We start from the raw sequence: 26318 nt of genomic DNA, 5'->3' as shown, positions 1-26318 counted from the left end.
AACAGGCCTGCCCGACTAGCGGGCTGTCCGAAGGCTTGAGGAGAAAATCCGTTGGCTGGTGGTGGAAACGCGATTCGCGGGAGTCGCGTCGGTGCAGGTCCGATGGGCGAAGCCGAGCGCGGAGAGGCCGCACCGCGGCAGGCAGTGACGTACTTCTGTACGAACAGCCACCGCTCGGTGATCACCTTCTCCGTCGAGGCGAACGTCCCTGAGTCCTGGGACTGCCCGAAGTGTGGCCTGCCGGCCGGTCTGGACTCGGAGAACGCTCCGCCGCCCAACAAGATCGAGCCGTACAAGACGCACTTGGCCTACGTGAAGGAGCGCCGCTCCGACAAGGAGGCCGAGGTCATCCTCGACGAGGCGATCCAGTTGCTGCGTTCGCGCCGCAAGTCGGGCGAGATCATTTTCTGATCGCCCCGAACAGCCTCACTCAGATGAGTGAGGCTGCGGCGGTGTCCAGGAACCACACGGTTTCTGTGTTGCCGCTGACGCCGCGGGCGGGCGTCTCCTCGACGGAACCGTCCTCGGCCAGTCCCCGTCGTACGGCGTCGGCCTTGGCGTCACCACTGGCGAGGAACCAGACGGACTGGGCGCGGTTCAGTGCCTCGAACGTCAGCGTCACCCGGTCGGACGGCGGCTTGGGGGAGTCGTGCACGGCCGAGGCGATCGCGTCGGTGACGGCCAGCCCCGGGTGCGCCGGGAAGAGCGACGCGACGTGGCCGTCCGGCCCGATGCCCAGCATCAGTACGTCGAAGTCTCCGTTGCCCTCCGCCCGCACCGTTTCGCTGTACGACGTCGCGGCCGCCTCGGCGTTGTCGGACTGGTCTGACGCCGGGATCTCGTGGACGCGCATGGCGCGAACCTCGTCAAGGAATGCCGCACGGGCCTGACCAGCGTTGCGTTCAGGGGAGTCGGCGGGCACGAACCGTTCGTCGCCGAACCAGAACTGCACGGCACCCCAGTCGACGCCGGAGGCGGGCGCCAGACGAGCGACCTCGTGGTGGATCGCGTCGGCGATGGTGCCGCCGGTCAGCCCGATGTCCGGCACGTGGCCGGCCGCCTGGGCATCGGCGATCCGGTTCAGCAGTTCGCCGGCGACGGCGGTCGCGAGCGCCTCGGCATCGGCGTGGACTTCGATGAGCGGGCTCGGTCGGGCAGATGTCTCAGATGTCTCAGTCATCGCGCACGGTGCTTCCGGTAGTAGTGGATCAGGGCCCGTGTCGAGGGGTCCTGCTCGGCAAGAACGGTTTCGTCACCGGCAAGCGCGGGCGCGATCTGCAGTGCCAGTTGCTTGCCGAGTTCGACGCCCCACTGGTCGAAGCTGTCGATGCCCCACACGACACCCTGGACGAAGGTGATGTGCTCGTAGAGGGCGATCAGCTGGCCCAGGACCGACGGCGTCAGGGCCGGGGCCATGATCGACGTGGTGGGCCGGTTGCCGGAGAAGACCCGGGCGGGGACGATCTGTTCGGCCGTTCCCTCGGCGCGCACCTCGTCGGCCGTCTTGCCGAACGCCAGTGCCTGGGTCTGGGCGAAGAAGTTGGCGAGCAGGAGTTCGTGGACGTCCGTCGTACCGTCCACCAGGGCAGAGGTGGGGGTCGCAAAGGCGATGAAGTCTGCCGGGATCAGCCGGGTGCCCTGGTGGATCAGTTGGTAGAACGCGTGCTGGCCGTTCGTGCCGGGCTCGCCCCAGAAAACCTCACCGGTCTCGGTCGTGACCGGGGAACCGTCCCACCGCACGCTCTTGCCGTTGGACTCCATGGTGAGTTGCTGGAGATAGGCCGGGAACCGGTGCAGGGACTGGGCGTACGGCAGCACGGCGTGGGTCTCGGCGCCGAGGAAGTTGACGTACCAGACGTTCATCAGGCCCATCAGGACCGGGATGTTCGCCTCGAGAGGTGCGTTCTGGAAGTGCTCGTCGACGGCGTGGAAACCCGCGAGGAAGTCCTCGAACCCTTCCGGTCCGATGGCGATGACGAGGGACGTCCCGATCGCGGAGTCGACGGAGTAGCGTCCACCGACCCAGTCCCAGAAGCCGAAGGCGTTCGCGGGATCGATGCCGAACGCAGCCACCTTCTCCAGCGCGGTGGACACCGCGACGAAGTGGCGGGCGACCACGTCGGAGCTCAACGGCTCCGTGGTGCTCACGTCGCGGATGCCGTCGATCAGCCAGGTGCGGCAGAGCCGGGCGTTGGTGAGGGTCTCCAGCGTCCCGAAGGTCTTGCTCGACACCACGAAGAGAGTCGTCTCCGGGTCCAGGCCGGCCAGTGTCTCTGCGGCATCGGTGGGATCGATGTTGCTGATGAAGCGGCACTCGAGCCCGGCCTGGACGTACGGCTTCAGGGCCTCGTAGGCCATTACCGGCCCGAGGTCGGATCCGCCGATGCCGATGTTCACGACCGTCCGGACGGGCTTGTCGGTGTACCCCCGCCAGGCGCCTGACCGGACGTCGTTCGCGAACGCGTAGACGCGGCTCAACACCTCGTGGACGTCGTCCACGACGTCGTGGCCACCGATCTCGAGGTCTGCGTCGACCGGCTGGCGCAGTGCGGTGTGCAGGACCGCGCGGTCCTCGGACACGTTGATGTGGTCGCCGCGGAACATCGCCTCGCGTCGGGCCGGCAGACCGACCTCGTTCGCCAGGGCCAGCAGCGCTGACAGGACGCCATCGTCGACCAGGTTCTTCGACAGGTCGACGAGGAGGTCACCGGCCGTATGGGTCAGCGACGGAACCCGGTCGGGGTCGGTGAAGAGCTCCCGAAGCGAGGTGTTCCACGAACCGTCGTCCGCGCGATGCGCGTCCGCCAGTTTCTGCAGCCGCGCCCAGGCGTCCGTGGCGGTCGGGTCGAGAGCAGCGTTCTGCGCCTCAGCCACCGGTCAGGCTCCCGCCTTGGCCATCTGCGCCTCGACGGTCTCGATCAGTTCGGTCCACGACACCTTGAACTTGTCGACGCCCTCGGTCTCGAGCACGGTGAAGACGTCGTCCAGGTCGATGCCCACGGCAGCCAACTGGTCGAACACGGACTGGGCTTCGGCAGCCTTGCCGGTCACCGCGTCGCCGCCGTTGTCGTTGACCAGTTCACCGTGGTCGGCGAACGCGAGGAGCGTCTTCTCGGGCATCGTGTTCACGGTGTTCGCGACGACGAGGTCGGTGACGTAGAGGGTGTCGGAGTAGTTCGGGTTCTTGACACCGGTGGAGGCCCACAGCGGCCGTTGGGCGTTGGCCCCGACTGCGGCAAGCGCCTGCCAGCGCTCCGAGGCAATGACGCCCTCGAAGGCGGCGTAGGCCAGACGGGCGTTCGCGACCGCGGCCTTGCCGCGCAGGGCGAGGGCCTCGTCGGTGCCGATCTTGTCGAGGCGTGCGTCGATCTCGGTGTCGACGCGGGAGACGAAGAACGACGCCACCGACCGGATGGTCGACAGGTCGATGCCCGCGGCCTGCGCCTGCTCGAGACCGGCGACATAGGCGTCCATGACGGCCTGGTAGCGCTCGGTCGAGAAGATGAGGGTGACGTTGACGCTGATCCCGGCGGCGATGACCTCCGTGATGGCCGGCAAGCCCTCGAGGGTCGCGGGAATCTTGATCAGCGCGTTGGGCCGGTCCACGGCGGCCCAGAGGGCCTTCGCGGACGTGACCGTCGCGGCGGTGTCGTTGGCGAGGGTCGGCTCGACCTCGATCGACACGCGGCCGTCGTCAGCCGTCGCTGCGGCAACGGGAGCGAGCACGTCGCACGCGTTGCGGACGTCGTCGGTGGTCAGCGCGAAGATCACGGCGTCGGCCGTTGCACCTTCGGCGACGAGCGCGCGGACCTGGTCGTCGTACCGCTCACCGTTGGCGATCGCGCCGGCGAAGATGGTGGGGTTGGTGGTGACACCAACCACCGACTTCTCGGCGACGAGCGCCGCGAGGTTGCCGGTCTCGATCCGCTCGCGGGACAGGTCGTCCAGCCAGATGGACACCCCCGCGTCAGCGAGGGCCTTCAGTCGTTCACTCATGAATCCTCCTCGAGAGGTGCTGGGGTGTGCTGGTGTACGACGAACGGCGCGTCAGGCTCCGGCCGCGGCGATGCTGTCCCGGGCGGCCGCGACGACCGCTTCGGGAGTGAAGCCGAACTCACGGAACAGCGTGCCCGCGTCGGCGCTGGCGCCGTAGTGGTCGATGCTGACGATCCGACCGGCATCGCCGACGTACTCGCGCCAGCCCTGCTTCACGCCGGCCTCGACGGAGACGCGGGCCTTCACCGACGGCGGGATGACCGAGTCGCGGTAGGCCTGGTCCTGGGCCTCGAACCACTCGAGACAGGGGAGCGAGACGACCCGCGCCTTGATGCCGTCAGCAGCGAGGGTCTCGCGGGCGGCAACGGCGTACTGCACCTCGGAACCCGTCGCCAGCAGTACGACGTCCGGTTGGCCACCTTCGGCGTCGATCAGGACGTAGCCGCCCTTGGCCACGCCCTCGGTCGTCGCAAAGCCTTGCTCGCCCCGCGGGAAGGTCGGCACGTTCTGGCGGGTGAGCACCAGACCGGCGGGCCGGTCGGTGTTCTGGAGCACCGCGAGCCAGGCCGCAGCCGTCTCGTTGGCGTCGGCCGGGCGGACGATGTCGATGCCGGGCATTGCACGCATGGCGGCGAGGTGTTCGATCGGCTGGTGGGTCGGGCCGTCCTCGCCGAGGCCGACGGAGTCGTGCGTCCAGACGTAGATCACGGGCGTCTTCGTCAGGGCCGCGACGCGGACTGCACCGCGCATGTAGTCGGAGAACGTGAAGAACGTGCCGCCGAAGACGCGGGTCCGTCCGCCGGCAGCGATGCCGTTCATGATCGCGCCCATGCCGTGCTCACGGATGCCGAAGTGCAGCACCCGGCCGTTGACCGGGTCGCCCTTCCACTCGTGCGACGAGCGGTCCTCGGGGATGAAGGACGGCGCCGAGGTGATGGTCGTGTTGTTGGAACCGGCCAGGTCGGCAGAGCCGCCCCAGAGTTCGGGGAGCAGAGGAGCGATCGCGTTGATGATCTTGCCGGACGCAGCGCGGGTGGCGACACCCTTGGCGTCGGCCTCGAACGTCGGAAGGGCGTCGGCGAGGCCGTCGGGCAGGTCGTGGTTCTTCGTGCGCTGGAGGAGAGCGTCGGCCTCGGGGTGCGCGGCGCTCCAGGTGGCGTAGGCCTCGTCCCACTCGGCGCCCCAGACCTTGCCCCGGGCAACCAGTTCACGGGTGTGCTCGAGCACCTCGGCGGGAACCTCGAAGTGCTGGTCGGGGTCGAAGCCGAGGACCTTCTTCGTGGCGGCCACCTCTTCGGCGCCGAGTGCCGAGCCGTGGGCGGCCTCGGTGTTCTGCGCGTTGGGCGCGGGCCACGCGATGATCGTCTTCAGCACGATCAGAGACGGCTTGTCGGTGACGGCGTCCGCGGCGGCGAGCGCAGCGTGCAGCGCGGGGACGTCCTCGACGTACTCGGTGCCGCCGTTGGTCCAGTCGACCTCCTGGACGTGCCAGCCGTAGGCCTCGTAGCGTCCGGCGACGTCCTCGGTGAAGGCGATGTTGGTGTCGCCCTCGATCGAGATCCGGTTGCTGTCGTAGATCATCGTGAGGTTGCCGAGCTTCTGCGTGCCGGCGATGGAGGAGGCCTCGCCGCTCACGCCCTCCTGCAGGTCGCCGTCGCCGGCGAGGCAGTAGACGTGGTGGTCGAACAAGCTCTCTCCGGCCGGCGCCTCAGGGTCGAACATGCCGCGTTCGCGGCGGGCGGCCATCGCCATGCCGACGGCGTTCGCGACGCCCTGGCCCAGCGGGCCGGTCGTGACCTCGACGCCGCGGGTGTGTCCGAGCTCGGGGTGACCGGGGGTGAGGCTGCCCCAGGTGCGCAGCGCCTTGAGGTCGTCGAGCTCCAGCCCGAAGCCACCGAGGAAGAGCTGGGTGTAGAGGGTGATCGAGCTGTGCCCGATGCTCAGCACGAAGCGGTCACGGTTGATCCAGTCGGGGTCCGACGGGTCGTGCCGCATGACCTTCTGGAACAGCAGGTACGCCGCAGGCGCCAGACTCATGGCGGTGCCGGGGTGGCCGTTGCCGACCTTCTGGACGGAGTCCATTGCCAGCACCCGTGCCGTGTCGACGGCCTTGCGGTCGAGATCGGTCCACACCAACTCCGGGATCATGGGTCCGAGCCTACCCAGCCCGAGCGGACGGCCGACACTGGCTCGGTGCCAATACATCGGCCGGCTCGGGCTACACTCAGACCGCTTTCGATCCCTGCCCGCGAGGATTTCCGTGACCTACGTCGACCCGACCAGCCCCGAGCTGCTCGCTGACGACGGACGGCCCGTGGCCGCTGAGGCGAAGGCCACAGCGCGCGACGTGCTGATGGCGTACGTCGGCCTGACCAAGCCGCGCGTGATCGAACTGCTGCTCCTGACGACCGTGCCGATGATGTTCTTCGCCGCCGGTGGAGTCCCCCCGCTGGGCCTCGTCGTCGCGACGGTCATCGGCGGCACGCTGTCGGCCGGGTCGGCCTCGGTCTTCAACTGCGTCTACGACCGCGACATCGACGAGCAGATGCGACGCACCCGTCGTCGGGCGCTCCCGCGCCACATCGTGACGCCGCGTGCAGCGCTCGTGTTCGGCATCGTCCTGGGTGTCCTGTCGACCGTCGTCCTCGCCTGGCAGGTCAACACGCTCTCGGCCGTGCTCTCGGTCAGCGCCATTGCGTTCTACGTCTTCATCTACACGATGCTCCTGAAGCGCCGTACGGCCCAGAACATCGTGTGGGGCGGCATCGCTGGTTGCTTCCCGACCCTGATCGGCTGGACCGCGGTCACGAACGAACTGTCGTGGATCCCGATCGTGCTCTTTGCGGTCGTGTTCTTCTGGACGCCGCCGCACACCTGGGCGCTTGCCCTGCGCTACCGCGAGGACTACGCGCAGGTCGACGTCCCGATGCTCCCGGTCGTGAAGCCGGCCCGCAACGTCGCCTTCCAGATCGTCCTCTACAGCTGGGTCATGGTCGCCACTTCCCTGCTGCTGTGGCCGGTCGCATCGACCGGCCTGTTCTACCCGATCGTTGCTGCCGTCCTGGGTGCCGTGTTCCTGACCCAGGCGCACGCGCTGCACCGTCGCGCGAAGACCTCCGACGAACTGAGCATCCTCCAGCCGATGCACCTGTTCCACTCGTCGAATCTCTACCTCAGCCTGCTGTTCGTCGCTGTCGCGATCGACCCTCTGCTCAAGTAGTTCAGCGGCGGCGGGTCGCGAGTACGACCCAGGTCAGTGCGGCCGAGGTCAGGCCGGCACCGAGCATGTGGAAGGCGACGAGAACCTCGGGCAGGTCGGTGAAGTACTGCCAGAAGCCGATCGTGCCCTGCAGCAGTTCGACGCCGAGGAGCACGGCTGCGGCGCGGAACAGGGCGGGGTTGCTCGTGCGGTGGGCGGTCCAGAGCAGCGCGACCGTCAGCGCCACGAGGGCGTAGACCGCCCAGGCGTGCACGTGCGACAGGACCTGCGGGTCCAGCCCGGTGCGGTGGGACTTCTCATCGCCAGAGTGGGGGCCGGAGCCCGTGACGACCGTGCCGAGGTAGAGCACCACCCAGCCCACAATGAACAGCAACCACGCGAGTCGGCCGATGGTCTGCGCGGCGCCCGCGCGTGCTGGTCCGCGCAGTTGGTCGAGGAGAACGACGCATACGCCGATGATCGCCATCGAGACGATCAGATGGAGACCGACGATCCAGGGGTTCAGGTCCGTCAGCACGGTGACGCCGCCCAGCAGAGCCTGTGCAGGGATGCCGAGGGCGATGATCGTCGACAGCCGCACCGCAAGCGGGTGCTCCGCGGCGCGGTTGCGGGCCGCCAGCCAGCAGGACACGGCGATGACCACGAGGACGTAGGTCAGCATCCGGTTGCCGAACTCGATGACGCCGTGGATGCCGAGCTCGTTGACGTCGACCGTGTACGACTCCTCGGTGCATTTCGGCCAGGTCGGGCAGCCGAGGCCGGAGCCGGTCAGCCGCACCGCACCGCCGGTGACGACGATCCCGATGTTCGCGACCAGGTTGGCCCAGGCGAGGGGAACGAGCCGGGCACCCAGCGCCTGCTGGACGCCTGCCCATCGCGTCGTCACGGTCATTCCCATTGGAAGGTCCTCGCTGTCAGGACGGCGCCGATGGCGGCCCAGGCGAGCAGCACGAGCAGGTCGCGGATCGCCACGGACGCTTCGCAGGCCGAGCGGACCGCCTCACCGAGTGCCCCTGACGGCAGCCAGCGAACGACATCTCCCAGGCCGCCGTACGCCGCGGCAGGGAGGACGACGGCGCCGCCGGCGAGCAGCAGCAGGTAGACGAGGTTCGCGACGGCGAGTGTCGCCTCCGCACGCAGCGAGCCGGCCAGGAACATCCCGAGAGCGGCGAACGCTGCCGTGCCGAACACGGCGGCCAGGATCAGGGCGAGGTAGCCGCCGGGGCCGTCCGGCCCGGACCAGCCCATCGCGAAGCCGACGCCGCCGATGACCACGAACTGGAGGATCTCCACGAGCAACAGGGCGATCACCTTGCCGCCCAGCAGGGTGGCGCGGGACAGGGGAGCGGTGCCCAGTCGCTTGAGGACGCCGTAGCGCCGCTCGAAGCCGGTCGCGATGGCCAGCGAGGTGAAGGCCGTCGACATCACGGCGAGAGCGAGCACGCCGGGCGTCAGCACATCGATCGGGCGACCGTCGAGGTCGAGCCCGACCCGGTCGGCGCCCCGGACTGCTCCGATGAGCACGATCACGGGGATCACGACCGCGATGAGCAACTGCTCACCGTTGCGCAGCATCAGTCGCGCTTCCATGCCCGCCTGCGTCACGAGCTGGCGCAGCACGGGGGCCGCGCCGGGGGCCGGAGTGAAGGTGCCGGTACTGGGGGTGCTCAAGCGAAGTCGTCCCGTCCGGTCAGTTCGAGGAAGACGTCCTCGAGGTTGCGCTGCCCCAGCGACAGCGACTCGGGGAGCACGTCGTGGTCAGTGCACCAGGCGGCGACCTTGCCCAGCGTGGAGCCATCGGCGGGTCCGGAGACCTGGAGGCTGAGCGGGTCGAGCACGGTGAGTTCGGTGCCGGCGCCGAGGGCCGCGGCGAGTGCTTCAGGCGAACCCGGTGGGAACGGCTGCGTCACGACCAACCGGATCGTGGCGACGGTGCCACCACGGGTGAGTTCGAGCGGGGAGCCACTCGCCACGAGCTTGCCGTGGTCGAGGATGTGCACCTTGTCCGCCAGCCGCTCGGCCTCTTCGAGGTAGTGCGTCGTGAGGACGACGGTCACCCCGTCACCGCGCAACTCCTCGAGGAGTTCCCAGACGGCCCGGCGGATCTGGGGGTCCAGCCCCGCGGTCGGTTCGTCGACGAAGACCAGTTCGGGGCGCCCGACGAGGGCGAGGGCCAGTCCGAGGCGTTGCTGCTGGCCGCCCGAGAGCCGTCGGTACGGCGTCCGGCCGCACTCGTGCAGGGCGAGCCGGTCCATCAGCAGGGCGGTGTCGAGTGGGTTCGCGTGCAGCTTCGCGAAGTGCCGCAGCATCTCGTCGGCGCGGGCGCCGCTCCAGGCGCCGCCCGACTGCAGCATCACGCCAATCCGGGGGAGCAGTTCCCGACGCTCATGCACGGGGTCGAGGCCGAGGACCCGCACCGTGCCCGACTGCGCGCGGCGATAGCCCTCGCAGGTCTCGAGCGTCGTCGTCTTGCCGGCGCCATTGGGCCCGAGGACAGCTGTGATCGTGTGTGCCTCGACCTCGAAGGACAGGCCGTCGACAGCAGTGCGGTCGCCGTACCTCATCACCAGGCCGTCGACGAGGACAGCAGGACCAGCGGGCACCCGGGGAGTCTAGAGCGCGGCCTGCGGGCCTACGCTGGCGGCCGTGACTGTCTGGTTGTACGGCGTCGTTCTCGCCGTCGCGTGCGCGGCTGCGGTACTGCTCGTGGTGGACCTGATTCGTGACCGGGCCGCCCAGGACTCGCACTTCATCACGCTCGCGGTGCTGGACCTGATCCTGCTGGGGCAGCTGGTCGGGGGAGCGGTGGCGCTCGCCCGCACCGAACGCGACGTCGAGGGTGCGGTCTTCGTGAGCTACCTGGTCACGGTGTTCCTGATCCCGGTCGTGGGTGCGTTCTTCTCGCTGGCCGAGCGCTCCCGGGTCGGCACGACGATCCTGTTGCTCGCTGTCGCCACCGTGGCCGGGCTGGAGCTCCGGCTCTGGGACATCTGGGCAGGTCGCCATGTCTGAGTTGCAGCAGCCGCTCGCCGAGGGCTGGGGGCGCGCACTGGTGTTCGTCTACGGCCTGTTCGCGGTGGCCGCGACGGGTCGCTCTGCCGTCCAGTTGGGCATGGAGCCGGACCGGGCGCCACTGGCCTACTCCTTGTCGCTGCTCGCCGCCGTGATCTACCTCATCGCCACGACCTGCCTGCTCCTCGGCGGGACCACCGGGTGGCGGGTGGCCGGCATCGCTGTCTCGATCGAGCTCCTCGGGGTCCTGTCCGTGGGGGCGCTGAGCTATCTGGCGACCGACCTGTTCCCCGACAAGACAGTCTGGTCCCACTTCGGCCAGGGCTACGGATTCCTGCCTCTCGTCCTCCCGTTCGCAGGCCTGGCGTGGCTCCGCCACACGCGAAATGTCCCCGTTGGTTGAGGTGCGAGCGGAGCGAGCCTCGAAACTAAGGCTCACCTTGCTTGAAAGCGCCGGGGCATTATCGGCACACTGATGTTGTGGAATTGCCGACCGAGTGCGACCAGCCGACGCGCCAGCGCGTGGCTCAGTCGATCCTGGTCAACGGCGCCTCCACTGCTGTGGCCCTCGCGGAGCGGCTCGACCTGACCCCCGCAGCGGTCCGCCGGCACCTCGACCAGATGGTCGCCGACGGCGCTCTCGTGGCGCGTGACCCGCGTCCCGTGGGCTCGCGGGGACGTGGTCGACCGGCCAAGGTCTTCGTGCTCACCGAGCGTGGCCGCGACGCCTTCGACCAGCAGTACGACGACCTCGCCACCGAGGCGCTGCGCTTCCTCGCCGAGACGGGTGGTGACGCCGCCGTCCGCGCCTTCGCCGACCGCCGGGCGTCGTTCATCGAGAAGCGCTTCCCCGAGGTCCAGGCCGCCCACCCGGAGGCCTCGCCGGCCCAGGTGCTCGCCACCATCTTCACCGCTGAGGGCTACGCCGCAGCGGTGCACCAGATCCCCGTGGGGGAGGAGCTGTGCCAGCAGCACTGCCCCGTCTCCCACGTGGCCCATGAATTCCCGCAGTTGTGCGAAGCCGAGACCGAGGCGATCAGCCGCGTCCTCGGCACGCACGTCCAGCGTCTGGCCACCATCGCCCACGGCGACGGGGTGTGCACCACGTGCATCCCGACCGTCCATCAGATCCACTCGCTCGACGAGAAGAAGAAGGAGCAGGTCACGTCATGACCTCGATCGAAGAACTGAACCCGGAGCTCAAGGGCATCGGCCGCTACGAGTTCGGCTGGTCCGACAAGAACGACGTCGGTGCCGACGCGAAGCGTGGCCTGAGTGAGGACGTTGTCCGCAACATCTCCGCGCTCAAGTCCGAGCCGCAGTGGATGCTCGACCTGCGCCTGAAGGGCCTCAAGCTCTTCCACCGCAAGCCCATGCCCACGTGGGGTTCGGACCTGTCGTCGATCGACTTCGACAACATCAAGTACTTCGTCCGGTCGAGCGAGAAGCAGGCCGCGACCTGGGACGACCTCCCCGAGGACATCAAGAACACCTACGACAAGCTCGGCATCCCCGAGGCGGAGAAGCAGCGCCTCGTCTCCGGCGTCGCGGCGCAGTACGAGTCCGAGGTCGTCTACCACTCGATCCGCGAGGACCTCGAGGCCCAGGGCGTGCTCTTCCTCGACACCGACACGGCGCTCAAGGAGCAGCCGGAGCTGTTCCAGGAGTACTTCGGCACGGTCATCCCGGTCGGCGACAACAAGTTTGCCGCGCTCAACACCTCGGTGTGGTCGGGCGGCTCGTTCATCTACGTGCCCAAGGGTGTCCACGTCGACATCCCGCTGCAGGCCTACTTCCGGATCAACACCGAGAACATGGGTCAGTTCGAGCGCACCCTGATCATCGTCGACGAGGGTGCCTACGTGCACTACGTCGAGGGCTGCACCGCGCCGATCTACTCGTCCGACTCGCTGCACTCCGCGGTCGTGGAGATCATCGTCAAGAAGGGTGGTCGCTGCCGCTACACGACCATCCAGAACTGGTCGAACAACGTCTACAACCTGGTGACCAAGCGCGCGGTCTGCGAGGCCGGCGCCACCATGGAGTGGGTCGACGGCAACATCGGCTCCAAGGTCACGATGAAGTACCCCGCCGTCTACCTCATGGGCGAGCACGCCAAGGGCGAGACGCTGTCCATCGCGTTCGCCGGCGAGGGCCAGCACCAGGACGCCGGCGCCAAGATGGTGCACGCTGCGCCGAACACCTCGAGCTCGATCCTGAGCAAGTCGGTGGCGCGCGGCGGTGGCCGGACGTCGTACCGCGGCCTCATCCAGATCAACGAGGGTGCCCACGGCTCGAAGTCCAATGTGCTCTGTGACGCGCTGCTGGTCGACCAGATCAGCCGCTCGGACACCTACCCGTACGTCGACATCCGCGAGGACGACGTCTCCATGGGCCACGAGGCGAGCGTCTCCAAGGTCTCCGACGACCAGCTGTTCTACCTCATGTCGCGAGGCATGCAGCAGGACGAGGCGATGGCGATGATCGTGCGCGGCTTCATCGAGCCGATCGCCAAGGAGCTCCCCATGGAATACGCCCTGGAACTCAACCGGCTCATCGAGCTGCAGATGGAAGGGGCGGTCGGTTGAGCGCGGGAGTCATCAGCGAGGCACTCGAGCAGGAGCACGTCGAGTCCCACCTCCACCCGGAGCCCACCTTCGACCTCGCGGCACACCCCGTGCCGACCGGTCGTGAGGAGGTCTGGCGGTTCACCCCGCTCAAGCGCCTGCGCGGCCTGCTGGAGGACGTCCCGTCCGTCGAGACCCTGGAGTGGAAGGAATCCCTTCCCGCCGGTGTCACGCTGACCCGTTTCACCACCGAGGATGCCATCGCCCTTGGCGGTACGGCGCCGTTCGACCGCCTCGGTGCGCTTGCGGTGAAGAACGCCGGTGGCGCCCTGGTGCTCGACATTCCGTCGGACACCGAGGTCGAGGAGCCGGTGCGGCTGCTGCTGCACGGCACCGCGCTGGACGCCACGGTCTGGGGTCACCTCGTGGTCCGGATCGGCACCCACGCCAAGGCCACCGTCGTCGTGGAGCACTCGGGCAGCACGACGTACAACGCTTTCACGACGGTTCTCGTCGGTGACGGCGCGCACCTCGACCTGGTGCACGTCAACGACTGGGCCGACGACGCCGTGCACGCCGAGCAGATCAACGCCCGAGTGGGCCGCGACGCAACGCTGCGCCAGTTCGAGTTCACCCTCGGTGGCGACCTGGTGCGCACCAGCACCAACGTCGACTACGCCGGGCCGGGTGGCACGGCCGAGCTCTTCGGTCTCTACTTCGCCGATGCGGGTCAGCACTTCGAGCACCGCCTCTTCGTCGACCACACCGCTCCCAAGACGGTCTCCAATGTCGTCTACAAGGGCGCGCTGCAGGGCGAGAAGGCGCACACCGTGTGGGTCGGCAACGTGCTGATCCGCAAGGTCGCCGAGGGCATCGAGACCTACGAGGAGAACCGCAACCTGATCCTCACCGAGGGCTGCCACGCCGACTCGATCCCGAACCTGGAGATCGAGACCGGAGAGATCGCCGGCGCGGGCCACGCGTCGGCCGTCGGCCGCTTCGATGATGAGCAGCTCTTCTACCTGCGCTCGCGCGGCATCGAGGAGAAGGAAGCCCGCAAGCTCGTCGTGCGCGGCTTCTTCGACGACCTGATCCGCAAGGTGACGATCCCCGATCTTGCCGCGAAGTTGAGCGGTCAGGTCGAGGAGGAGCTCAAGCGCCACGTCCTCGCGGACCTCGCATGAGTTTCGAACGCGCCTGCGCGCTGGACGACATCCCGACCGACGAGGCCCTGGCCGTGACGATCGACCGCTACGACGTGGCGATCGCACGCAACGGCGACGAGGTGTACGCGCTGCAGGACCTGTGCTCGCACGCAGCGGTCGCGCTCAGCGAGGGCGAAGTCGCCGACTGCACGATCGAGTGCTGGCTGCATGGGTCGACGTTCGACCTGCGCACCGGCAAGCCCACCACTTTCCCGGCGACCGAACCGGTTGCCACCTTCCCAGTAGAAGTCCGCGACGGCGACGTGTACGTCGACGTGGAATCCACCCTGAACGGAGTCACCCCCGCATGAGCACCCTCGAGATCAAGGACCTTCAGGTCCAGGTCAACACCGAAGACGGTCCGATTGAGATCCTCAAGGGCGTCACGCTGACCATCAACTCCGGCGAGACGCACGCGATCATGGGCCCGAACGGCTCCGGCAAGTCGACCCTGGCGTACTCCATCGCCGGCCACCCGCGCTACGAGGTCACCGGCGGTACGGTCACCCTGGACGGCGAGGACGTGCTCAGCATGTCCGTCGACGAGCGGGCGCGCGCAGGGCTGTTCCTCGCGATGCAGTACCCCGTCGAGGTTCCCGGCGTGTCGGTCTCCAACTTCCTGCGCACCGCGAAGACCGCGATCGACGGCGAAGCGCCCAAGCTCCGTACGTGGGTCAAGGACGTCAACGGCGCCCTCGAGAAGATGAACCTCGACACGACGTTCTCGCAGCGTTCGGTCAACGAGGGCTTCTCCGGCGGCGAGAAGAAGCGTCACGAGATCGCCCAGCTCGAACTGCTCGACCCGAAGGTCGCGATCCTCGACGAGACCGACTCCGGCCTCGACATCGACGCACTCAAGGTCGTCTCGGACGGCGTCAACCGGTTCCGTGAGCGCGACAACAAGGGCGTCCTGCTGATCACGCACTACACGCGGATCCTGCGCTACATCAAGCCCGACCACGTGCACGTGTTCGTCGCCGGCAGGGTTGCCGAATCCGGCGGTCCCGAGCTTGCCGAAGAGCTCGAGGCCAACGGCTACGACCGCTTCCTCAAGGCATCCGTGGAGTCTGGGGCCTGACCATGACAGCCCTCAATGGTCTGCTCCCCGAGCTGGAAGTCATCCGTAAGGACTTCCCCATCCTGGAGCGCACGCTCGCGGGCGGACTGCCGCTGGTCTATCTCGACAGCGCGAACACCTCGCAGAAGCCCCAGGTCGTCATCGACACGATGGTCGACCACCTGGAGCGGCACAACGCGAACATCGCGCGCGCCATGCACCAGCTCGGCTCCGAGTCGACCGAGGCCTACGAGGCGGCGCGCGACAAGGTCGCCGCCTTCCTCAACGCCCCGTCGCGCAACGAGATCATCTTCACCAAGAACGCCACCGAGGCGCTCAACCTGCTGGCTCGCACCATCGAGCTCGCGCCGGGCGACAACGTCGTGATCACGGAGATGGAGCACCACTCCAACATCGTGTCGTGGCAGCTCGCCTGCGAGCGTTCGGGTGCCGAGCTGCGCTGGTTCGGCCTGACCGACGACGGTCAGCTCGACTTCAGCAATGCCGACCAGTTGCTGGACGAGAACACCAAGGTCGTCGCGTTCACCTGGGTGTCGAACATGCTCGGCACCATCAACCCGGTCGCCGACCTGGCAGCGCGGGCCAAGGCGGTCGGCGCGGTGTCGGTCATCGACGCCTCGCAGGCGGCACCCCAGTTGCCCGTGGACGTCCAGGCCGTCGACTGTGACTTCCTCGTCTTCACCGGCCACAAGGTCTGCGGCCCGACCGGCATCGGCGTGCTCTGGGGTCGGGAAGAGTTGCTCAACGAGCTGCCCCCGTTCCACGGCGGCGGCGAGATGATCGAGACCGTGACCATGGCGCGTTCGACGTACGCCAAGGTTCCGCACCGCTTCGAGGCCGGCACGCCGCCGATTGCCGAGGCCATCGGCCTCGGCGCTGCGGTCGAGTACCTCGGCCACATCGGCCTGGACGCGATCCACGAGCACGAGCAGGCGATCACCGGCTACGCGCTGCAGGGGCTGCAGACGGTCAAGGGCCTCACCGTCCTCGGGCCGCTCGATGCCGCGGCCCGCGGTGGAGCGATCTCCTTCGAACTCGACGGCGTCCACCCGCACGACATCGCCCAGGTGCTCGACAGTCGCGGCATCGCCGTACGCGCCGGGCACCACTGCGCGAAGCCGGCACACGCGCGGTTCGGCGTGCAGAGCTCCACCCGGATGTCGTCGTACCTCTACACCGAGCCGCGGGAGATCGACGCGCTCATCGAGGCGCTCAACTACACCCGCTCCTACTTCAAGCTGGACTGATGATGACGGCGAACAGCCAGGATCTGGATGCGCTCTACCAGGAGATCATCCTCGATCATTACAAGAAGCCCCATGGCAAGGGACTGCGTGACCCGCACGAGGCCGAGGTCCACCACGTCAACCCGACGTGCGGTGACGAGGTGACCCTGCGGGTGCACCTGGACGGCGACGTCGTCAGCGATGTGTCGTACGACTCGGTCGGCTGCTCGATCTCGCAGGCGTCGGCCTCGGTGCTCTACGACCTCGTGGTCGGCAAGAGCGTCGACGAAGCGCTGGCGATCCACCAGGAGTTCCTGACCCTGATGCAGGGCAAGGGCACCGTCGTGCCCGATGAAGACATTCTCGAGGACGGGATCGCGTTCGCCGGGGTGGCGAAGTTCCCCGCCCGGGTGAAGTGCGCGCTGCTGTCCTGGATGGCGTGGAAGGACGCGACGACACAGGTCGTCGCCTCAGCAGTTGACGTAGACGGAGGCAAGGCATGACCGAGCACAACCATGACCACGACCACAGCCACGACGGGCACGACCACGGGCACGGACATGGCCATGCGGGCTCCGTCGACCACGGCGACCTCCCCGAGGTGCCCGAGGCGGCCGCCCACAAGATGGTCGGCTCTTCGGCGTCCTCGAACGTGGCGATTGCCGACGTCGAAGAGGCCATGAAGGACGTCGTCGACCCCGAGCTCGGGATCAACGTCGTCGACCTCGGTCTGGTCTACGGCATTCACGTCGACGAGGGCGCGAACCTGGTCCTCGACATGACGCTGACGTCCGCGGCTTGCCCGCTGACCGACGTGATCACCGACCAGACCAACTCCGCCCTCGAGGGCCTCGTCAACGACGTCGCGATCAACTGGGTCTGGATGCCGCCGTGGGGCCCGGACAAGATCACCCCCGACGGCCGCGAGCAGTTGCGGGCGCTCGGCTTCAACGTCTGAGCGACATCGCGGGGGAGCGCGGCGTCAGGCCGCGTGAGTACGAACGCCAAGACGTCGCCGGCGGACATCTCCACCAGCTCGTCCTGCTCGTCGACCTCGCACCTGATTGCCATACGAGTATTGGATCATCGACCACCGACATTGCCCCTGGCTGACGCCGAGTTGTCCACAGGTAGGAGCTGAGACCGCTTCAGCCATGCCGGGGTCGGGGCGGGGCGATGGTGCGCGCTATCAGCGGCGAACCGAGCGCGTGACCTTCTTCAGGGCGGCAGCGCTCGCGCCGATACCACGACCGATGACACGATGCGGCTTGCGGTTCGCCAGATCGACGAGCGAGTCGGCGATCCCCCAGGTGAGCTTGCCCTCGGACAGCTCAACCAGGGTCTCCAGCGGAAAACTGAGGGTGAGGTCCTCCAGCTCCTGACGCTCCTTCTCGGTGGCCGTCGGAGGGAGCTGGCGCACGATCATCGCCTTGAACGCGCGCCCGGGCATCGTCGAGGCCAGTTCGAGCACGGTGGACTGGCGCGTGAAGGGCCGGAGGATCTTCGACGGGCTCGGGTTGTGGGTCATGGGGTCTCCTGTCAGGGCATGGGGCCGCGGCGCGGCATCGCGCAACGTACCGCGGATCTTGCTTGGCGGAGCGGCGCGGTCAGACTCTGTGGGATGGCTATTCGCCGGTGGTTCCATCGATGGACTCGCGAAGCAGGTCGGCGTGACCGTTGTGGCGGGCGTACTCCTCGATCAGGTGGCACACGATCCAGCGCAGTGAGATCCGGTTCCCGTCGTCCGCCTCGGCGGACAGGGCGGCCAAGCCTTCCGGGCCCGCCATAGCATCTGCGATGACTCGGTCGGAGACCGCGATCGACTCGTCGAACCAGGCGAACAGCTGGTCGGGTGTGGCACCGGTGGCGGAGGTGAACGACCAGTTTCGGTCATCCGGGTCCAGTTCGTCGAACCAGGAGGGCTTGGTGACGCCGCCCGCGAAGAACTGGTTCAGCCACCCCGACTCGACGACGGCCAGGTGCTTCACCAGGCCCGCCAGTGTCATTGTCGTTGGCGCCATGGAGGTCGAAAGCTGTTCGATGGTCAACCCCGAGCACTTCCACCGAAGCGTGTCCCGCTGGTAGTTCAGGAACCCCAGTAGCGTCGCTGCTTCGTCGGAATTCACGGGTGGGTCGGTGCGGTCCTCAGCGCGAAAGGTCGTCACCCACCCGAGGCTACCCACGGCCGATTGCTTGGGTCAGTTGAACCGCTGATCGGTGTAGCGCCTCAGGTTGGCCAGGAACCGCCGGAAGGTCGCGTTCATCACCGGCTTGCCGAGGGGCATCCCGAGCCGCGACGGGCCACGCACGTCGAGGGCCAGCGTCCAGGTGAGACGGCAACCGTCGGCGGTCGGGACGACGTCGTACCGCTCGGCGAAGGCCTTCACGGTCCGGGTCGACGACTCGTTGAACCGGAACGACATCGACAGGGGTGGCTCCCAGGTGAGGAACTCCTCGTCGCCGATCAGACCGCCCCGCATCGTGACCGTGCGGCGGGTCCCGACGTCGATCGGCTCGGGCGTGGTCCACACCACGCCGGTGATGACGCTCGCCCAACGCGGCCATGCGCTGGCATCCGCGAGCACCTCGAACAGTTGGGACGGGGAGATCGCGAGGTCGACGCTGTTCGTGTAGCGGTGCGGAGCCGTGTCGACGAAGTCGATCCCGACCTGCGTGCTCGGATACATCGCGGGCATGCCCTGAGACTAGAACACGTTCTCGTCGGTAGCGTCACCTTTGTGCCCGACGTTTTCGTACCCGTTGCCCGGTGGCCGCGCTGGGTCTCGAACTTCGCGGCCTCTCACGGCGATCCGGTGTTGAGTGTCGTCGACGGCGCCCTGCTCGGAAACGCGCCGGACGGTTCCCACTTCTCGGCGCATCTCCCGTTCTCCATCGCGTACGACGACCTGCCGGATGCAGGTGCGTTGGCCGACTCCGTTGCCGTGCCCGAGCGCTGGGGCGTGCTCCTGGTCCGCAAGGGCGGATTCGCCATCGCTCGACTCGAGGACCGTGCGCTGGCGGAGTCGAAGGTCGGGCAGCGTCACGTGCAGGGCCGGACGAAGGCCGGCGGTCAGTCGCAGCAGCGGTTCGCGCGCCGCCGCGACAACCAGGCCCGCGCCGCGTATGAAGCGGCGGCGGACCATGCTGCGCGGATCCTTCCCGGTGTCGACGTGGTCGTCGCGGGTGGCGACCACACTGCCGTCACCGAGGTGCTCACCGATGCCCGACTCGGCAAGGTACAGATCGTCGGGGCGTGGCACGCCGTACCCGATCCTCGCCGGGGCGTGCTCGAGAAGGTGGTCGCCGACGCGCAGGCGCTCATGGTCCAGGTCGAGAACGCCTGACCAGGGCCCGGTCAGAGTGCCAGGGTCAGGAACACACTGTTCGGATCGAGGACGTAGCCCTCGAACGGATCGCACAGGACGAATCCGCGCGTGGCGTACAACGTCCGGGCTGGTGCGAAGTAGTCCTCGACTCCCGTCTCGAGACTCATCCGCACGTGCCCGCGGCGGCGCGCTTCTAGCAGGACGTGGTCGAGCAGGCGTCCGGCCACGCCGCGGCGGCGGGCCTCGGTTGCGGTGCGCATGGACTTCAGTTCGACGTGGTCGTCGGACAGTCGGTTGAGGGCGACGCAACCCAGCAGAAGCCCCTCCTCGCGCGCAGTCCAGAAGGAGATCGCAGGTGCGGCCAGGGCATCCGGGTCCAGGGCGTGGACGCTCTCGGGCGGCGACGTCGCGAACATGTCGGCCAGGTGTTCCTCGAGCAGTGCGAGCACGTCGCTGCGGCGGGGGTCGTCGAACTGGATCTCCACGCCCCCAGTCTGCCCGTTGACCCAGGTCCCCCTGCGGGGGAGTCCTTGGTCCTGAACGGGTGGAAACTCCCGGGCCCCGCCGGAGTGCGGGGCTAGCCTCAGACACGTGGACAGCCGACAGACAGTTCCGGTCATCGAGATCCGCGGTCTGGTCAAGACGTTCGGATCCTTCCGGGCGCTGGACGAACTGGACCTGACGGTCACCGCCGGCGAGGTGCACGGTTTCCTCGGGCCCAACGGGGCCGGGAAGTCCACCGCGCTCCGGGTCCTGCTCGGCCTGCTGCGTAGGGACTCTGGTGAGGTCCGGTTGCTCGGCGGCGATCCGTGGGCCGACGCGGCCGACCTGCACCGGCGTCTGGCCTACGTACCCGGCGACGTCAGCCTGTGGCCGAACCTCAGCGGCGGGGAGACCATCGACCTCCTGATCCGGATGCGGGGTGCCGATCCCGCCACGTCCCGTCGCGAAGAACTGATCGAACGCTTCTCCCTCGACCCGACCAAACGTGGCCGGGCGTACTCGAAGGGGAACCGTCAGAAGGTGGCCCTGGTGGCGGCCTTCGCCACCGATCCCGACCTGCTGCTCCTCGACGAACCGACCTCAGGCCTCGATCCGCTGATGGAGCAGGTCTTCAACGACTGCGTCGCCGAGCACACGGCTCGCGGCGCCACGGTGCTGCTGTCCAGTCACATCCTCTCCGAGGTCGACCGCCTCGCTGACCGGGTCACGATCATCCGCGAGGGAAGGGTGGTGGAGACCGGTCGTCTCAGCGACCTGCGTCATCTCAGCCGGAGCAAGATCGTGGCCACGCTCAGCGGCGCTGTCCCGGACCTCGCAGGGACGCCGGGTGTCCATGACCTCGCCGTGGACGGCCGTCAGTTCAGTTGCACGGTGGATCCGGAGGGTCTGCCCGTCGTACTCACCGCTCTCACCGGCGCCGGCGTCGAAGCCCTCACCAGCAGCCCTCCGACACTGGAGGAGTTGTTCCTGGACGCGTATCGGGACCGGACGGGCGCAGGGCGGTGACCACGGCGTCCCGTTCCGTCACGGCCGGCTGGCCGCTGCTGCTCCGTCTTGCACTACGGCAGGATCGTGTCGTCGCACCCGTTTCGATCGGCGTCCTCGTGCTGATGAGTGTCGCGTCGGCAGCAGCAACGCCCGGCCTGTACGCCGACGAAGCCGCTCGAGTGCGCGCCGCCGACGCCCTCAACAACAGCCCGGCCATTGTCGCGCTGTACGGCCCGGTCCTCGATGTCACCAGTGCCGGCGAGCTGGCGATGACCAAGATGACCGTGCTCTACGCGGTGTTCGTGGCCGTGTTGTTCGTGGTGCTCGTGCGGCGCCACACGCGCGTGGACGAGGAGAGCGGGCGGACCGAACTGGTCGGAGGAACCGCAGTCGGCCGGGACGCACCGCTCGCCGCTGCATTGGTGGAGGCCGTCCTGCTGGCATCTGCTCTGGGACTCCTGGTCGCTGCCGGCAATGCGGTGTCCGGCCTCGATGGCACGGGATCGCTTGCCTTCGGTGCGGTCTGGACCGGTACGGCGCTCGTGGCCTCCGGGATCGCCGCAGTGGCCGTCCAGTTGTCTGCGAGCGCTCGGACCTGTGCCGCCTTCGCCGCAGGAGCGATCGGGGTCGTGTTCGTGATGCGCGCCGTCGGCGACACGGGTCCGCAGTGGCTGAGTTGGCTCTCGCCGCTCGGGTGGAACACGCAGGTCCGTGCGTACAGCGACCAGCGCTGGTGGCTCCTGCTCCTGTATCCGGCGCTGGCTTCCCTGTTGGTCATCGCAGCCGTGGTCCTGCGCGGTCGGCGGGATCTCGGTTCCGGACTGGTGCCTGCTCGCCCGGGTCCGGCGACTGGATCGCCCCGCCTCGCCGACGTGCTCGCGCTCACCATCAAGGTGCACGCGACCACGCTGGTGCTGTGGAGTGTGGCCGCTGGTGCGCTGGGTGTGGTCTTCGGGATGATCGCCCCCGGCATCGGGGATCTCCTGGACTCCGCGACCGCCCAGTCGATCATCGATGAACTCGGCGGTGCCCTGGTCGCCGCGATCCTCTCCGTCGTGGCCGTGGTGCTGACCTACTTCGCGGTGGCGGTCATCAGTCATGCCGGCCGTGACGAGGCCGACGGGCGCACGGAGATCGTGTTGGCCACTGCCACCAGCCGCACCGGTTGGTTCGCAGCTTCCGCCGCCGTCGCGCTGGTCGGCACCGCATGGCTGCTGGTGGTCACCGGCGTCGGCCTCTGGATCGGGTACGTCGCCGCCGACGGCCCCGGCATCGGCAACCTGCTGGTCGCGGCGCTCGCTTGGGCACCCGCCGCGTGGGTCGTCGGTTCCCTGGCCGTCCTCACGTTGTCCCTCGGCGTGCGGTGGTCAGCACTGGTCTGGGCGTGGCCGGCAGGGTTCCTGACCCTCACCCTGGTCGGGGATCTCGTCGATCTGCCCGGGTGGGTGACGGGCCTCTCGCCGTACTCGCACGTGCCCTCGGTGCCTGCCGACAACTGGAGTTGGGGGAGTGCCGGTGGCTTGACCGCCGTCGCTGCCGGACTGCTCGTTGTGGCGTGGTGGCGGTTCCGCGAGCGCGACATCGGCTAGTTTGCCGCTCATGTGGCAGCCGGAGTCGGACTGGGTGGCGCTGCCGGGTGGATCCGGTACGTCGACGGTCGGCGTGTGGCGGACGGCGCTCGGTGGGCGCCCGGTCGTGATCAAGCGCCTCGGCTCGCCGCAGCCCGGTGATCCGGCCGTGCTCTCCGACCGGTCCCACATCGGGTACTGGCGCCGCGAGGCTGACGTGCTGTTCACCGGCCTCACCAACGAGACTCCCGGGCTCCAGGCGGCGAGCGGTTCGGTGGAGGAGGACGACGAGGGCGTCACGATCATCCGCGACTGGGTTGAGGACGCCGCGTCCAGCGGACTCTTCCTGGCGCTGTCGATCGGTCGGTTCGCTGGTGCCCACCTGGGTCATCCGCAGTTCCTCGCCCACAACCTGATGCGGGACCGCCTGGCCCGGGTCGAACGGAAGGGCGGTTGGCCGACGTTGGCGCGGACGACGGTCGCGGACGTGGCCGACCATCTGTGGACGCACCGCGCAAAGATGCTCACGTTGCTCGAGGGCGTCCCGCAGGTCGCGCAGCATGGCGATCCCACGGCGCTGAACCTGCCCGGCCGTTCCGGCGACGACGCACTGGCGATCGACTGGGGAACCCTCGGCCACGGTCCGGTCGGCGGGGATCTGGGCTACCTGTCGCTGTCGGCGCGCGAGGAGTTCGAACCGCTCCTGGACGCCTACCTGCTCGGTCTGCCCGAGGGCGTCGCGGACCACGACGCCGTCGTACTCGGGGCCAGGATCGTTGCCGTCTACACCGCGCTCAGCCGTGCCGAATGGGCGCTGGCCCGTGTCGCCGGGGGAGAGGGCGCCCTTGCGGGCAAGTACCGCCACCCCGCGGTCGCGCCCCACCTCCGCGCGCTGCAGCGCACGTTCGGGCACATGGAAGCGCTGCTCGAACTCTGAGCAACGCCGCGTCGGACGCGGTCGGCCAGGACGGGTTCGGTCAGACCTTGTCGGCGCTGAAGGTGTCGCAGGACTTCACGGTGCCGCCCTCGTAGCCCTCACGGAACCAGCTCATCCGCTGCGCGGAGGAACCGTGGTTCCAGGTCTCCGGATTGGTCTGGCCCTGTGTCTTCTTCTGGATGTGGTCGTCGCCGACAGCGGCAGCCGCTTCCAGGGCGAGCCGGATGTCGTCGTCGGTCAGGTCGAGGATCAGGACCTCACCGCTGGCGTCCTCGGTCGTCGTCGCGTGCTGCGCCCACAACCCGGCGTAGCAGTCAGCCTGGAGCTCGAGGCGGGTCGCGAGGCTCTGCGGACCGGTGCGCTGGTTGGTCACCTTGTCCATGAAGCCGAGCAGGTTCGAGATGTGGTGGCCGTACTCGTGCGCCAGCACGTAGAACTCGACGAAGCCGCCGTCGGGGCCGCCGAGCTGTGCCTCCAGGACGTCGTCGAAGAAGGTCGTGTCGAGGAAGATGCCACCGTCACCGGGGCAGTAGAACGGTCCGACCTGGGAGGTCGCCTGACCGCACGCGGTGTTGACGCTGCCGCTGAAGGTGGTCAGCGTCGAGATGGGCTGCCAATTGTTGATGCCCTGCCCGGACCAGAACTCGGTGAGCGAGTTCTCGATGGCCACGCGGGCGCAGTCCTGGGACTTGTTGGCGTCGTCGCCGGTCTTGCAGTTCGCGTAGCGGCCACTGCCTTCGTCCGCATCGCTCAACCGCGTCGGCGAATAGACCTGGCTCCCGAGGCCGCCGGTGCCGCCCGTACCGCCACCGAGGCCGAGATCGACACCGGCGCACTTCGCGACGATGAAGAGGAGCACGAGGATCAAGATGGTGCTCAGTCCGCCGCGGCCCGTCGGGATCGGCAGGCGCATTCCGCCACCGCCGACGCCACCGCCGAAGCCACCACCACCCCCACCGCCGCCATCGCGCATACGGGACTGGTCAAGGCGGGCCTTCGGATTGAATCGCACCACGGCAGCACCCTAGGGCAAAGACTGGGCCTGTCGACGTTTTCAGTGCCGTCGTCGCGTCGTGGGACACTGAAGACCTCATGATCACGGTGCACCAGGTCGAGGTCCGCGTCGGTGCACGGCTCCTCATGGAGAACGTCAGCTTCCGCGTCGGACCCGGCGACAAGATTGGCCTCGTCGGCCGCAACGGCGCAGGCAAGACGACCCTCACGAAGGTCCTTGCCGGCGACGTCCTGCCTGCTGCCGGCAGTGTCGGCAACAAGGGCGAACTCGGCTACCTGCCCCAGGACCCCCGTGTGGGAGACCCTGAGGTCGTCACGCGTGACCGGATCCTCTCCGCGCGTGGACTCGATGACGCCGTACGACGGCTGCGGGCTGCCGAGGTCGACATGGCTTCCGAGGACCCGGACGTGCTGGAGAAGGCGATGCGCCGGTTCCAGCGGGCCCAGGACGAACTCGACGCCGGTGGCGGCTACGCCGCCGAGACCGAGGCCCTCCAGATCGCCCAGAGTCTCGGCATCCCCGACCGTCTGATGGACCAGCCGCTCGGCACCCTGTCCGGTGGCCAGCGACGCCGGGTCGAACTCGCGCGGATCCTCTTCTCGAGCGCCGAGGTACTGATCCTCGATGAGCCGACGAACCACCTCGACGCCGACTCGATCAACTGGCTGCGCGAGTGGATGAAGACGTACAAGGGCGGCTTCATCGTGATCTCGCACGACAACGCCCTGCTCGAGGAGACCGTCAACAAGGTCTTCCACCTCGACGCGAACCGCGGCGTCATCGACATCTACAACATGGGCTGGAAGAACTACCTCATCCAGCGCGAGACCGACGAGGCCCGCCGCAAGCGCGAGTTGATGAGTGCGCAGAACAAGGCCAAGACGCTCACCGACCAGGCCAACAAGATGCGCGCCCGGGCCTCCGGTGCCAGCGCCGCCCAGCAGATGCTCAAGCGCGCCGAGAAGTTGCTCGGCGGCGTCGAGGGCGAGCGGCAGTCGGACAAGATCGCGGCCATCAAGTTCCCCACGCCGGCCGCCTGCGGCAAGACGCCGCTCATGGCCAAGGACCTGTCCCGGTCCTACGGCGCCCTGGAGATCTTCACCGCCGTCGACCTGGCCATCGACCGGGGTTCGCGCGTGGTCATCCTCGGCCTCAACGGTGCCGGCAAGACCACGATGCTGCGGATCCTCGCCGGTGTCGACAAGCCCGACACGGGTGAGGTCATCGCGGGCCACGGGCTCAAGGTCGGCTACTACGCGCAGGAGCACGAGACCCTCGACGTCCGTCGTACGGTGCTCGAGAACATGCAATCGGCGGCCCCTGCCCTGACCGACACCGAGGCACGCTCGGTGCTCGGATCGTTCCTCTTCAGCGGCGACGACGTGCACAAGCCCGCCGGGGTGCTCTCCGGTGGCGAGAAGACCCGTCTGGCCCTGGCCTCACTCGTCGTCTCGCAGGCCAACGTGCTCCTGCTCGACGAACCCACGAACAACCTGGACCCCGCGTCGCGCGAAGAGGTCCTCAACGCGATCCGTCGCTACGAGGGCGCGGTCGTCCTGGTCACCCACGACGAGGGCGCGGTCCACGCCCTTGAACCCGACCGGGTGCTGATCCTCCCGGACGGTGTCGAGGACCTGTGGAGCCAGGACTACGCCGACCTCGTCGAACTCGCCTGAC

General features: G+C 68.2%; 29 protein-coding genes. 17 read left to right on the top strand and 12 right to left on the bottom strand.

The window, feature by feature from the left end; translation table 11 throughout:
* Positions 1-51: 51 nt before the first annotated feature.
* Positions 52-411 carry an RNA polymerase-binding protein RbpA gene (locus HRC28_RS15680; RefSeq protein WP_082573556.1) on the top strand — a complete coding sequence of 120 codons (360 nt, stop codon included), beginning with the start codon at positions 52-54 and terminating at the stop codon, positions 409-411.
* 19 nt (positions 412-430) lie between these two features.
* Here the strand turns inward: HRC28_RS15680 and pgl are convergent, their stop codons facing one another.
* The 4 genes from pgl to tkt are packed head-to-tail and all read right to left on the bottom strand — an operon-like array spanning position 431 to position 6144.
* On the bottom strand, positions 431-1180 hold the full coding sequence (pgl, locus tag HRC28_RS15675) for a 6-phosphogluconolactonase (protein ID WP_182376407.1): 750 nt from the start codon (positions 1178-1180) through the stop codon (positions 431-433).
* Positions 1177-2874: a glucose-6-phosphate isomerase gene (gene pgi, locus HRC28_RS15670; RefSeq protein WP_182376406.1), complete on the bottom strand. Its 1698-nt coding sequence runs from the start codon at positions 2872-2874 to the stop codon at positions 1177-1179. The genes pgl and pgi overlap by 4 nt, the downstream gene beginning before the upstream one ends.
* 3 nt (positions 2875-2877) lie before the next feature.
* Complete coding sequence (gene tal / locus HRC28_RS15665) at positions 2878-3996, bottom strand: transaldolase (RefSeq protein WP_182376405.1); 1119 nt, start codon at positions 3994-3996, stop codon at positions 2878-2880.
* A 51-nt stretch (positions 3997-4047) separates the two neighbouring features.
* On the bottom strand, positions 4048-6144 hold the full coding sequence (gene tkt / locus HRC28_RS15660; protein ID WP_202033091.1) for a transketolase: 2097 nt from the start codon (positions 6142-6144) through the stop codon (positions 4048-4050).
* Positions 6145-6286: 142 nt separating this feature from the next.
* On the opposite strand from tkt, the gene HRC28_RS15655 reads away from it, so the two are divergent.
* Positions 6287-7216, top strand: coding sequence for a heme o synthase (locus tag HRC28_RS15655; protein ID WP_237111860.1), 930 nt, complete (start codon positions 6287-6289; stop codon positions 7214-7216).
* Position 7217: 1 nt separating this feature from the next.
* On the opposite strand, the gene HRC28_RS15650 is transcribed toward HRC28_RS15655, so the two are convergent.
* The 3 genes from HRC28_RS15650 to HRC28_RS15640 are packed head-to-tail and all read right to left on the bottom strand — an operon-like array spanning position 7218 to position 9819.
* Positions 7218-8114: a COX15/CtaA family protein gene (locus HRC28_RS15650; protein WP_237111516.1), complete on the bottom strand. Its 897-nt coding sequence runs from the start codon at positions 8112-8114 to the stop codon at positions 7218-7220.
* Positions 8105-8887 carry an ABC transporter permease gene (locus tag HRC28_RS15645; protein ID WP_237111515.1) on the bottom strand — a complete coding sequence of 261 codons (783 nt, stop codon included), beginning with the start codon at positions 8885-8887 and terminating at the stop codon, positions 8105-8107. The genes HRC28_RS15650 and HRC28_RS15645 overlap by 10 nt, the downstream gene beginning before the upstream one ends.
* The gene (locus HRC28_RS15640; RefSeq protein ID WP_237111514.1) at positions 8884-9819 is read right to left on the bottom strand and encodes an ABC transporter ATP-binding protein; all 936 of its coding nucleotides are present in this window, start codon (positions 9817-9819) and stop codon (positions 8884-8886) included. The genes HRC28_RS15645 and HRC28_RS15640 overlap by 4 nt, the downstream gene beginning before the upstream one ends.
* A gap of 43 nt (positions 9820-9862) precedes the next feature.
* On the opposite strand from HRC28_RS15640, the gene HRC28_RS15635 reads away from it, so the two are divergent.
* The 10 genes from HRC28_RS15635 to HRC28_RS15590 all read left to right on the top strand — a co-directional run bounded on the left by HRC28_RS15635 (position 9863) and on the right by HRC28_RS15590 (position 17262).
* Positions 9863-10228 (top strand): hypothetical protein, encoded by a 366-nt coding sequence (locus HRC28_RS15635; RefSeq protein WP_182376402.1) that lies wholly within the window; start codon positions 9863-9865, stop codon positions 10226-10228.
* Positions 10221-10631, top strand: a complete 411-nt coding sequence (locus HRC28_RS15630; protein WP_182376401.1) for a hypothetical protein — start codon at positions 10221-10223, stop codon at positions 10629-10631. The genes HRC28_RS15635 and HRC28_RS15630 overlap by 8 nt, the downstream gene beginning before the upstream one ends.
* A 77-nt stretch (positions 10632-10708) precedes the next feature.
* A complete protein-coding gene (locus HRC28_RS15625; RefSeq protein WP_182376400.1) occupies positions 10709-11401 on the top strand; it encodes a helix-turn-helix domain-containing protein in 693 nt (230 codons plus the stop codon).
* The gene (gene sufB, locus HRC28_RS15620) at positions 11398-12816 is read left to right on the top strand and encodes a Fe-S cluster assembly protein SufB (RefSeq protein WP_182376399.1); all 1419 of its coding nucleotides are present in this window, start codon (positions 11398-11400) and stop codon (positions 12814-12816) included. Before HRC28_RS15625 ends, sufB begins: the two co-directional genes overlap by 4 nt.
* Positions 12813-13979, top strand: a complete 1167-nt coding sequence (sufD, locus tag HRC28_RS15615; protein ID WP_182376398.1) for a Fe-S cluster assembly protein SufD — start codon at positions 12813-12815, stop codon at positions 13977-13979. The genes sufB and sufD overlap by 4 nt, the downstream gene beginning before the upstream one ends.
* Positions 13976-14311, top strand: coding sequence for a non-heme iron oxygenase ferredoxin subunit (locus HRC28_RS15610; protein WP_182376397.1), 336 nt, complete (start codon positions 13976-13978; stop codon positions 14309-14311). Before sufD ends, HRC28_RS15610 begins: the two co-directional genes overlap by 4 nt.
* Positions 14308-15078 carry a Fe-S cluster assembly ATPase SufC gene (gene sufC, locus HRC28_RS15605; protein ID WP_182376396.1) on the top strand — a complete coding sequence of 257 codons (771 nt, stop codon included), beginning with the start codon at positions 14308-14310 and terminating at the stop codon, positions 15076-15078. The genes HRC28_RS15610 and sufC overlap by 4 nt, the downstream gene beginning before the upstream one ends.
* Positions 15079-15080: 2 nt before the next feature.
* Positions 15081-16325 (top strand): cysteine desulfurase, encoded by a 1245-nt coding sequence (locus HRC28_RS15600; protein WP_182376395.1) that lies wholly within the window; start codon positions 15081-15083, stop codon positions 16323-16325.
* 2 nt (positions 16326-16327) lie between these two features.
* Positions 16328-16807, top strand: coding sequence for a Fe-S cluster assembly sulfur transfer protein SufU (gene sufU / locus HRC28_RS15595; protein ID WP_182380683.1), 480 nt, complete (start codon positions 16328-16330; stop codon positions 16805-16807).
* Positions 16808-16929: 122 nt separating this feature from the next.
* On the top strand, positions 16930-17262 hold the full coding sequence (locus tag HRC28_RS15590) for a metal-sulfur cluster assembly factor (protein ID WP_182380682.1): 333 nt from the start codon (positions 16930-16932) through the stop codon (positions 17260-17262).
* A gap of 231 nt (positions 17263-17493) precedes the next feature.
* On the opposite strand, the gene HRC28_RS15585 is transcribed toward HRC28_RS15590, so the two are convergent.
* The 3 genes from HRC28_RS15585 to HRC28_RS15575 all read right to left on the bottom strand — a co-directional run bounded on the left by HRC28_RS15585 (position 17494) and on the right by HRC28_RS15575 (position 19000).
* A complete protein-coding gene (locus HRC28_RS15585; protein ID WP_182376394.1) occupies positions 17494-17832 on the bottom strand; it encodes a hypothetical protein in 339 nt (112 codons plus the stop codon).
* 97 nt (positions 17833-17929) lie between these two features.
* Positions 17930-18430 (bottom strand): DinB family protein, encoded by a 501-nt coding sequence (locus HRC28_RS15580; RefSeq protein WP_237111859.1) that lies wholly within the window; start codon positions 18428-18430, stop codon positions 17930-17932.
* Positions 18431-18502: 72 nt separating this feature from the next.
* Complete coding sequence (locus HRC28_RS15575; protein ID WP_202033090.1) at positions 18503-19000, bottom strand: SRPBCC family protein; 498 nt, start codon at positions 18998-19000, stop codon at positions 18503-18505.
* 42 nt (positions 19001-19042) lie between these two features.
* On the opposite strand from HRC28_RS15575, the gene HRC28_RS15570 reads away from it, so the two are divergent.
* Positions 19043-19648: an acVLRF1 family peptidyl-tRNA hydrolase gene (locus HRC28_RS15570; protein ID WP_182376392.1), complete on the top strand. Its 606-nt coding sequence runs from the start codon at positions 19043-19045 to the stop codon at positions 19646-19648.
* A gap of 11 nt (positions 19649-19659) precedes the next feature.
* On the opposite strand, the gene HRC28_RS15565 is transcribed toward HRC28_RS15570, so the two are convergent.
* Positions 19660-20115 (bottom strand): GNAT family N-acetyltransferase, encoded by a 456-nt coding sequence (locus tag HRC28_RS15565; protein WP_182376391.1) that lies wholly within the window; start codon positions 20113-20115, stop codon positions 19660-19662.
* Positions 20116-20221: 106 nt separating this feature from the next.
* Here HRC28_RS15565 and HRC28_RS15560 point away from each other — a divergent pair, with 106 nt between their 5' ends.
* From HRC28_RS15560 to HRC28_RS15550, 3 genes are read left to right on the top strand one after another with little or no spacing between them, the layout of a single operon-like run.
* Complete coding sequence (locus HRC28_RS15560; protein WP_182376390.1) at positions 20222-21139, top strand: ABC transporter ATP-binding protein; 918 nt, start codon at positions 20222-20224, stop codon at positions 21137-21139.
* Positions 21136-22710: a hypothetical protein gene (locus HRC28_RS15555; protein ID WP_182376389.1), complete on the top strand. Its 1575-nt coding sequence runs from the start codon at positions 21136-21138 to the stop codon at positions 22708-22710. Before HRC28_RS15560 ends, HRC28_RS15555 begins: the two co-directional genes overlap by 4 nt.
* Positions 22711-22720: 10 nt before the next feature.
* On the top strand, positions 22721-23626 hold the full coding sequence (locus tag HRC28_RS15550; RefSeq protein WP_182376388.1) for a phosphotransferase: 906 nt from the start codon (positions 22721-22723) through the stop codon (positions 23624-23626).
* Positions 23627-23666: 40 nt separating this feature from the next.
* Here HRC28_RS15550 and HRC28_RS15545 read toward each other — a convergent pair whose 3' ends face one another.
* Positions 23667-24641, bottom strand: coding sequence for a neutral zinc metallopeptidase (locus HRC28_RS15545; protein ID WP_237111513.1), 975 nt, complete (start codon positions 24639-24641; stop codon positions 23667-23669).
* Positions 24642-24718: 77 nt separating this feature from the next.
* Here HRC28_RS15545 and HRC28_RS15540 point away from each other — a divergent pair, with 77 nt between their 5' ends.
* The gene (locus HRC28_RS15540; RefSeq protein WP_182376387.1) at positions 24719-26317 is read left to right on the top strand and encodes an ABC-F family ATP-binding cassette domain-containing protein; all 1599 of its coding nucleotides are present in this window, start codon (positions 24719-24721) and stop codon (positions 26315-26317) included.
* Position 26318: the final 1 nt, after the last annotated feature.

This window comes from Nocardioides sp. WS12 (assembly GCF_014108865.1).
Lineage (GTDB): Bacteria > Actinomycetota > Actinomycetes > Propionibacteriales > Nocardioidaceae > Nocardioides.
The sequence above is the reverse complement of the archived record's forward strand: the minus strand, read 5'-3'. Positions and strand labels throughout refer to the sequence as shown.

Bases quoted from the DNA above. Each gene is read 5' to 3' on its own strand.
- tkt (WP_202033091.1), bottom strand. From the start codon at position 6,144: ATGATCCCGGAGTTGGTGTGGACCGATCTCGACCGCAAGGCCGTCGAC.
- HRC28_RS15630 (WP_182376401.1), top strand. From the start codon at position 10,221: ATGTCTGAGTTGCAGCAGCCGCTCGCCGAGGGCTGGGGGCGCGCACTG.
- HRC28_RS15600 (WP_182376395.1), top strand. From the start codon at position 15,081: ATGACAGCCCTCAATGGTCTGCTCCCCGAGCTGGAAGTCATCCGTAAG.
- sufU (WP_182380683.1), top strand. From the start codon at position 16,328: ATGACGGCGAACAGCCAGGATCTGGATGCGCTCTACCAGGAGATCATC.
- HRC28_RS15590 (WP_182380682.1), top strand. From the start codon at position 16,930: ATGGTCGGCTCTTCGGCGTCCTCGAACGTGGCGATTGCCGACGTCGAA.
- sufB (WP_182376399.1), top strand. From the start codon at position 11,398: ATGACCTCGATCGAAGAACTGAACCCGGAGCTCAAGGGCATCGGCCGC.
- HRC28_RS15550 (WP_182376388.1), top strand. From the start codon at position 22,721: ATGTGGCAGCCGGAGTCGGACTGGGTGGCGCTGCCGGGTGGATCCGGT.
- pgl (WP_182376407.1), bottom strand. From the start codon at position 1,180: ATGACTGAGACATCTGAGACATCTGCCCGACCGAGCCCGCTCATCGAA.
- HRC28_RS15610 (WP_182376397.1), top strand. From the start codon at position 13,976: ATGAGTTTCGAACGCGCCTGCGCGCTGGACGACATCCCGACCGACGAG.
- tal (WP_182376405.1), bottom strand. From the start codon at position 3,996: ATGAGTGAACGACTGAAGGCCCTCGCTGACGCGGGGGTGTCCATCTGG.
- HRC28_RS15585 (WP_182376394.1), bottom strand. From the start codon at position 17,832: ATGACCCACAACCCGAGCCCGTCGAAGATCCTCCGGCCCTTCACGCGC.
- HRC28_RS15650 (WP_237111516.1), bottom strand. From the start codon at position 8,114: ATGGGAATGACCGTGACGACGCGATGGGCAGGCGTCCAGCAGGCGCTG.
- HRC28_RS15540 (WP_182376387.1), top strand. From the start codon at position 24,719: ATGATCACGGTGCACCAGGTCGAGGTCCGCGTCGGTGCACGGCTCCTC.
- HRC28_RS15575 (WP_202033090.1), bottom strand. From the start codon at position 19,000: ATGCCCGCGATGTATCCGAGCACGCAGGTCGGGATCGACTTCGTCGAC.
- sufC (WP_182376396.1), top strand. From the start codon at position 14,308: ATGAGCACCCTCGAGATCAAGGACCTTCAGGTCCAGGTCAACACCGAA.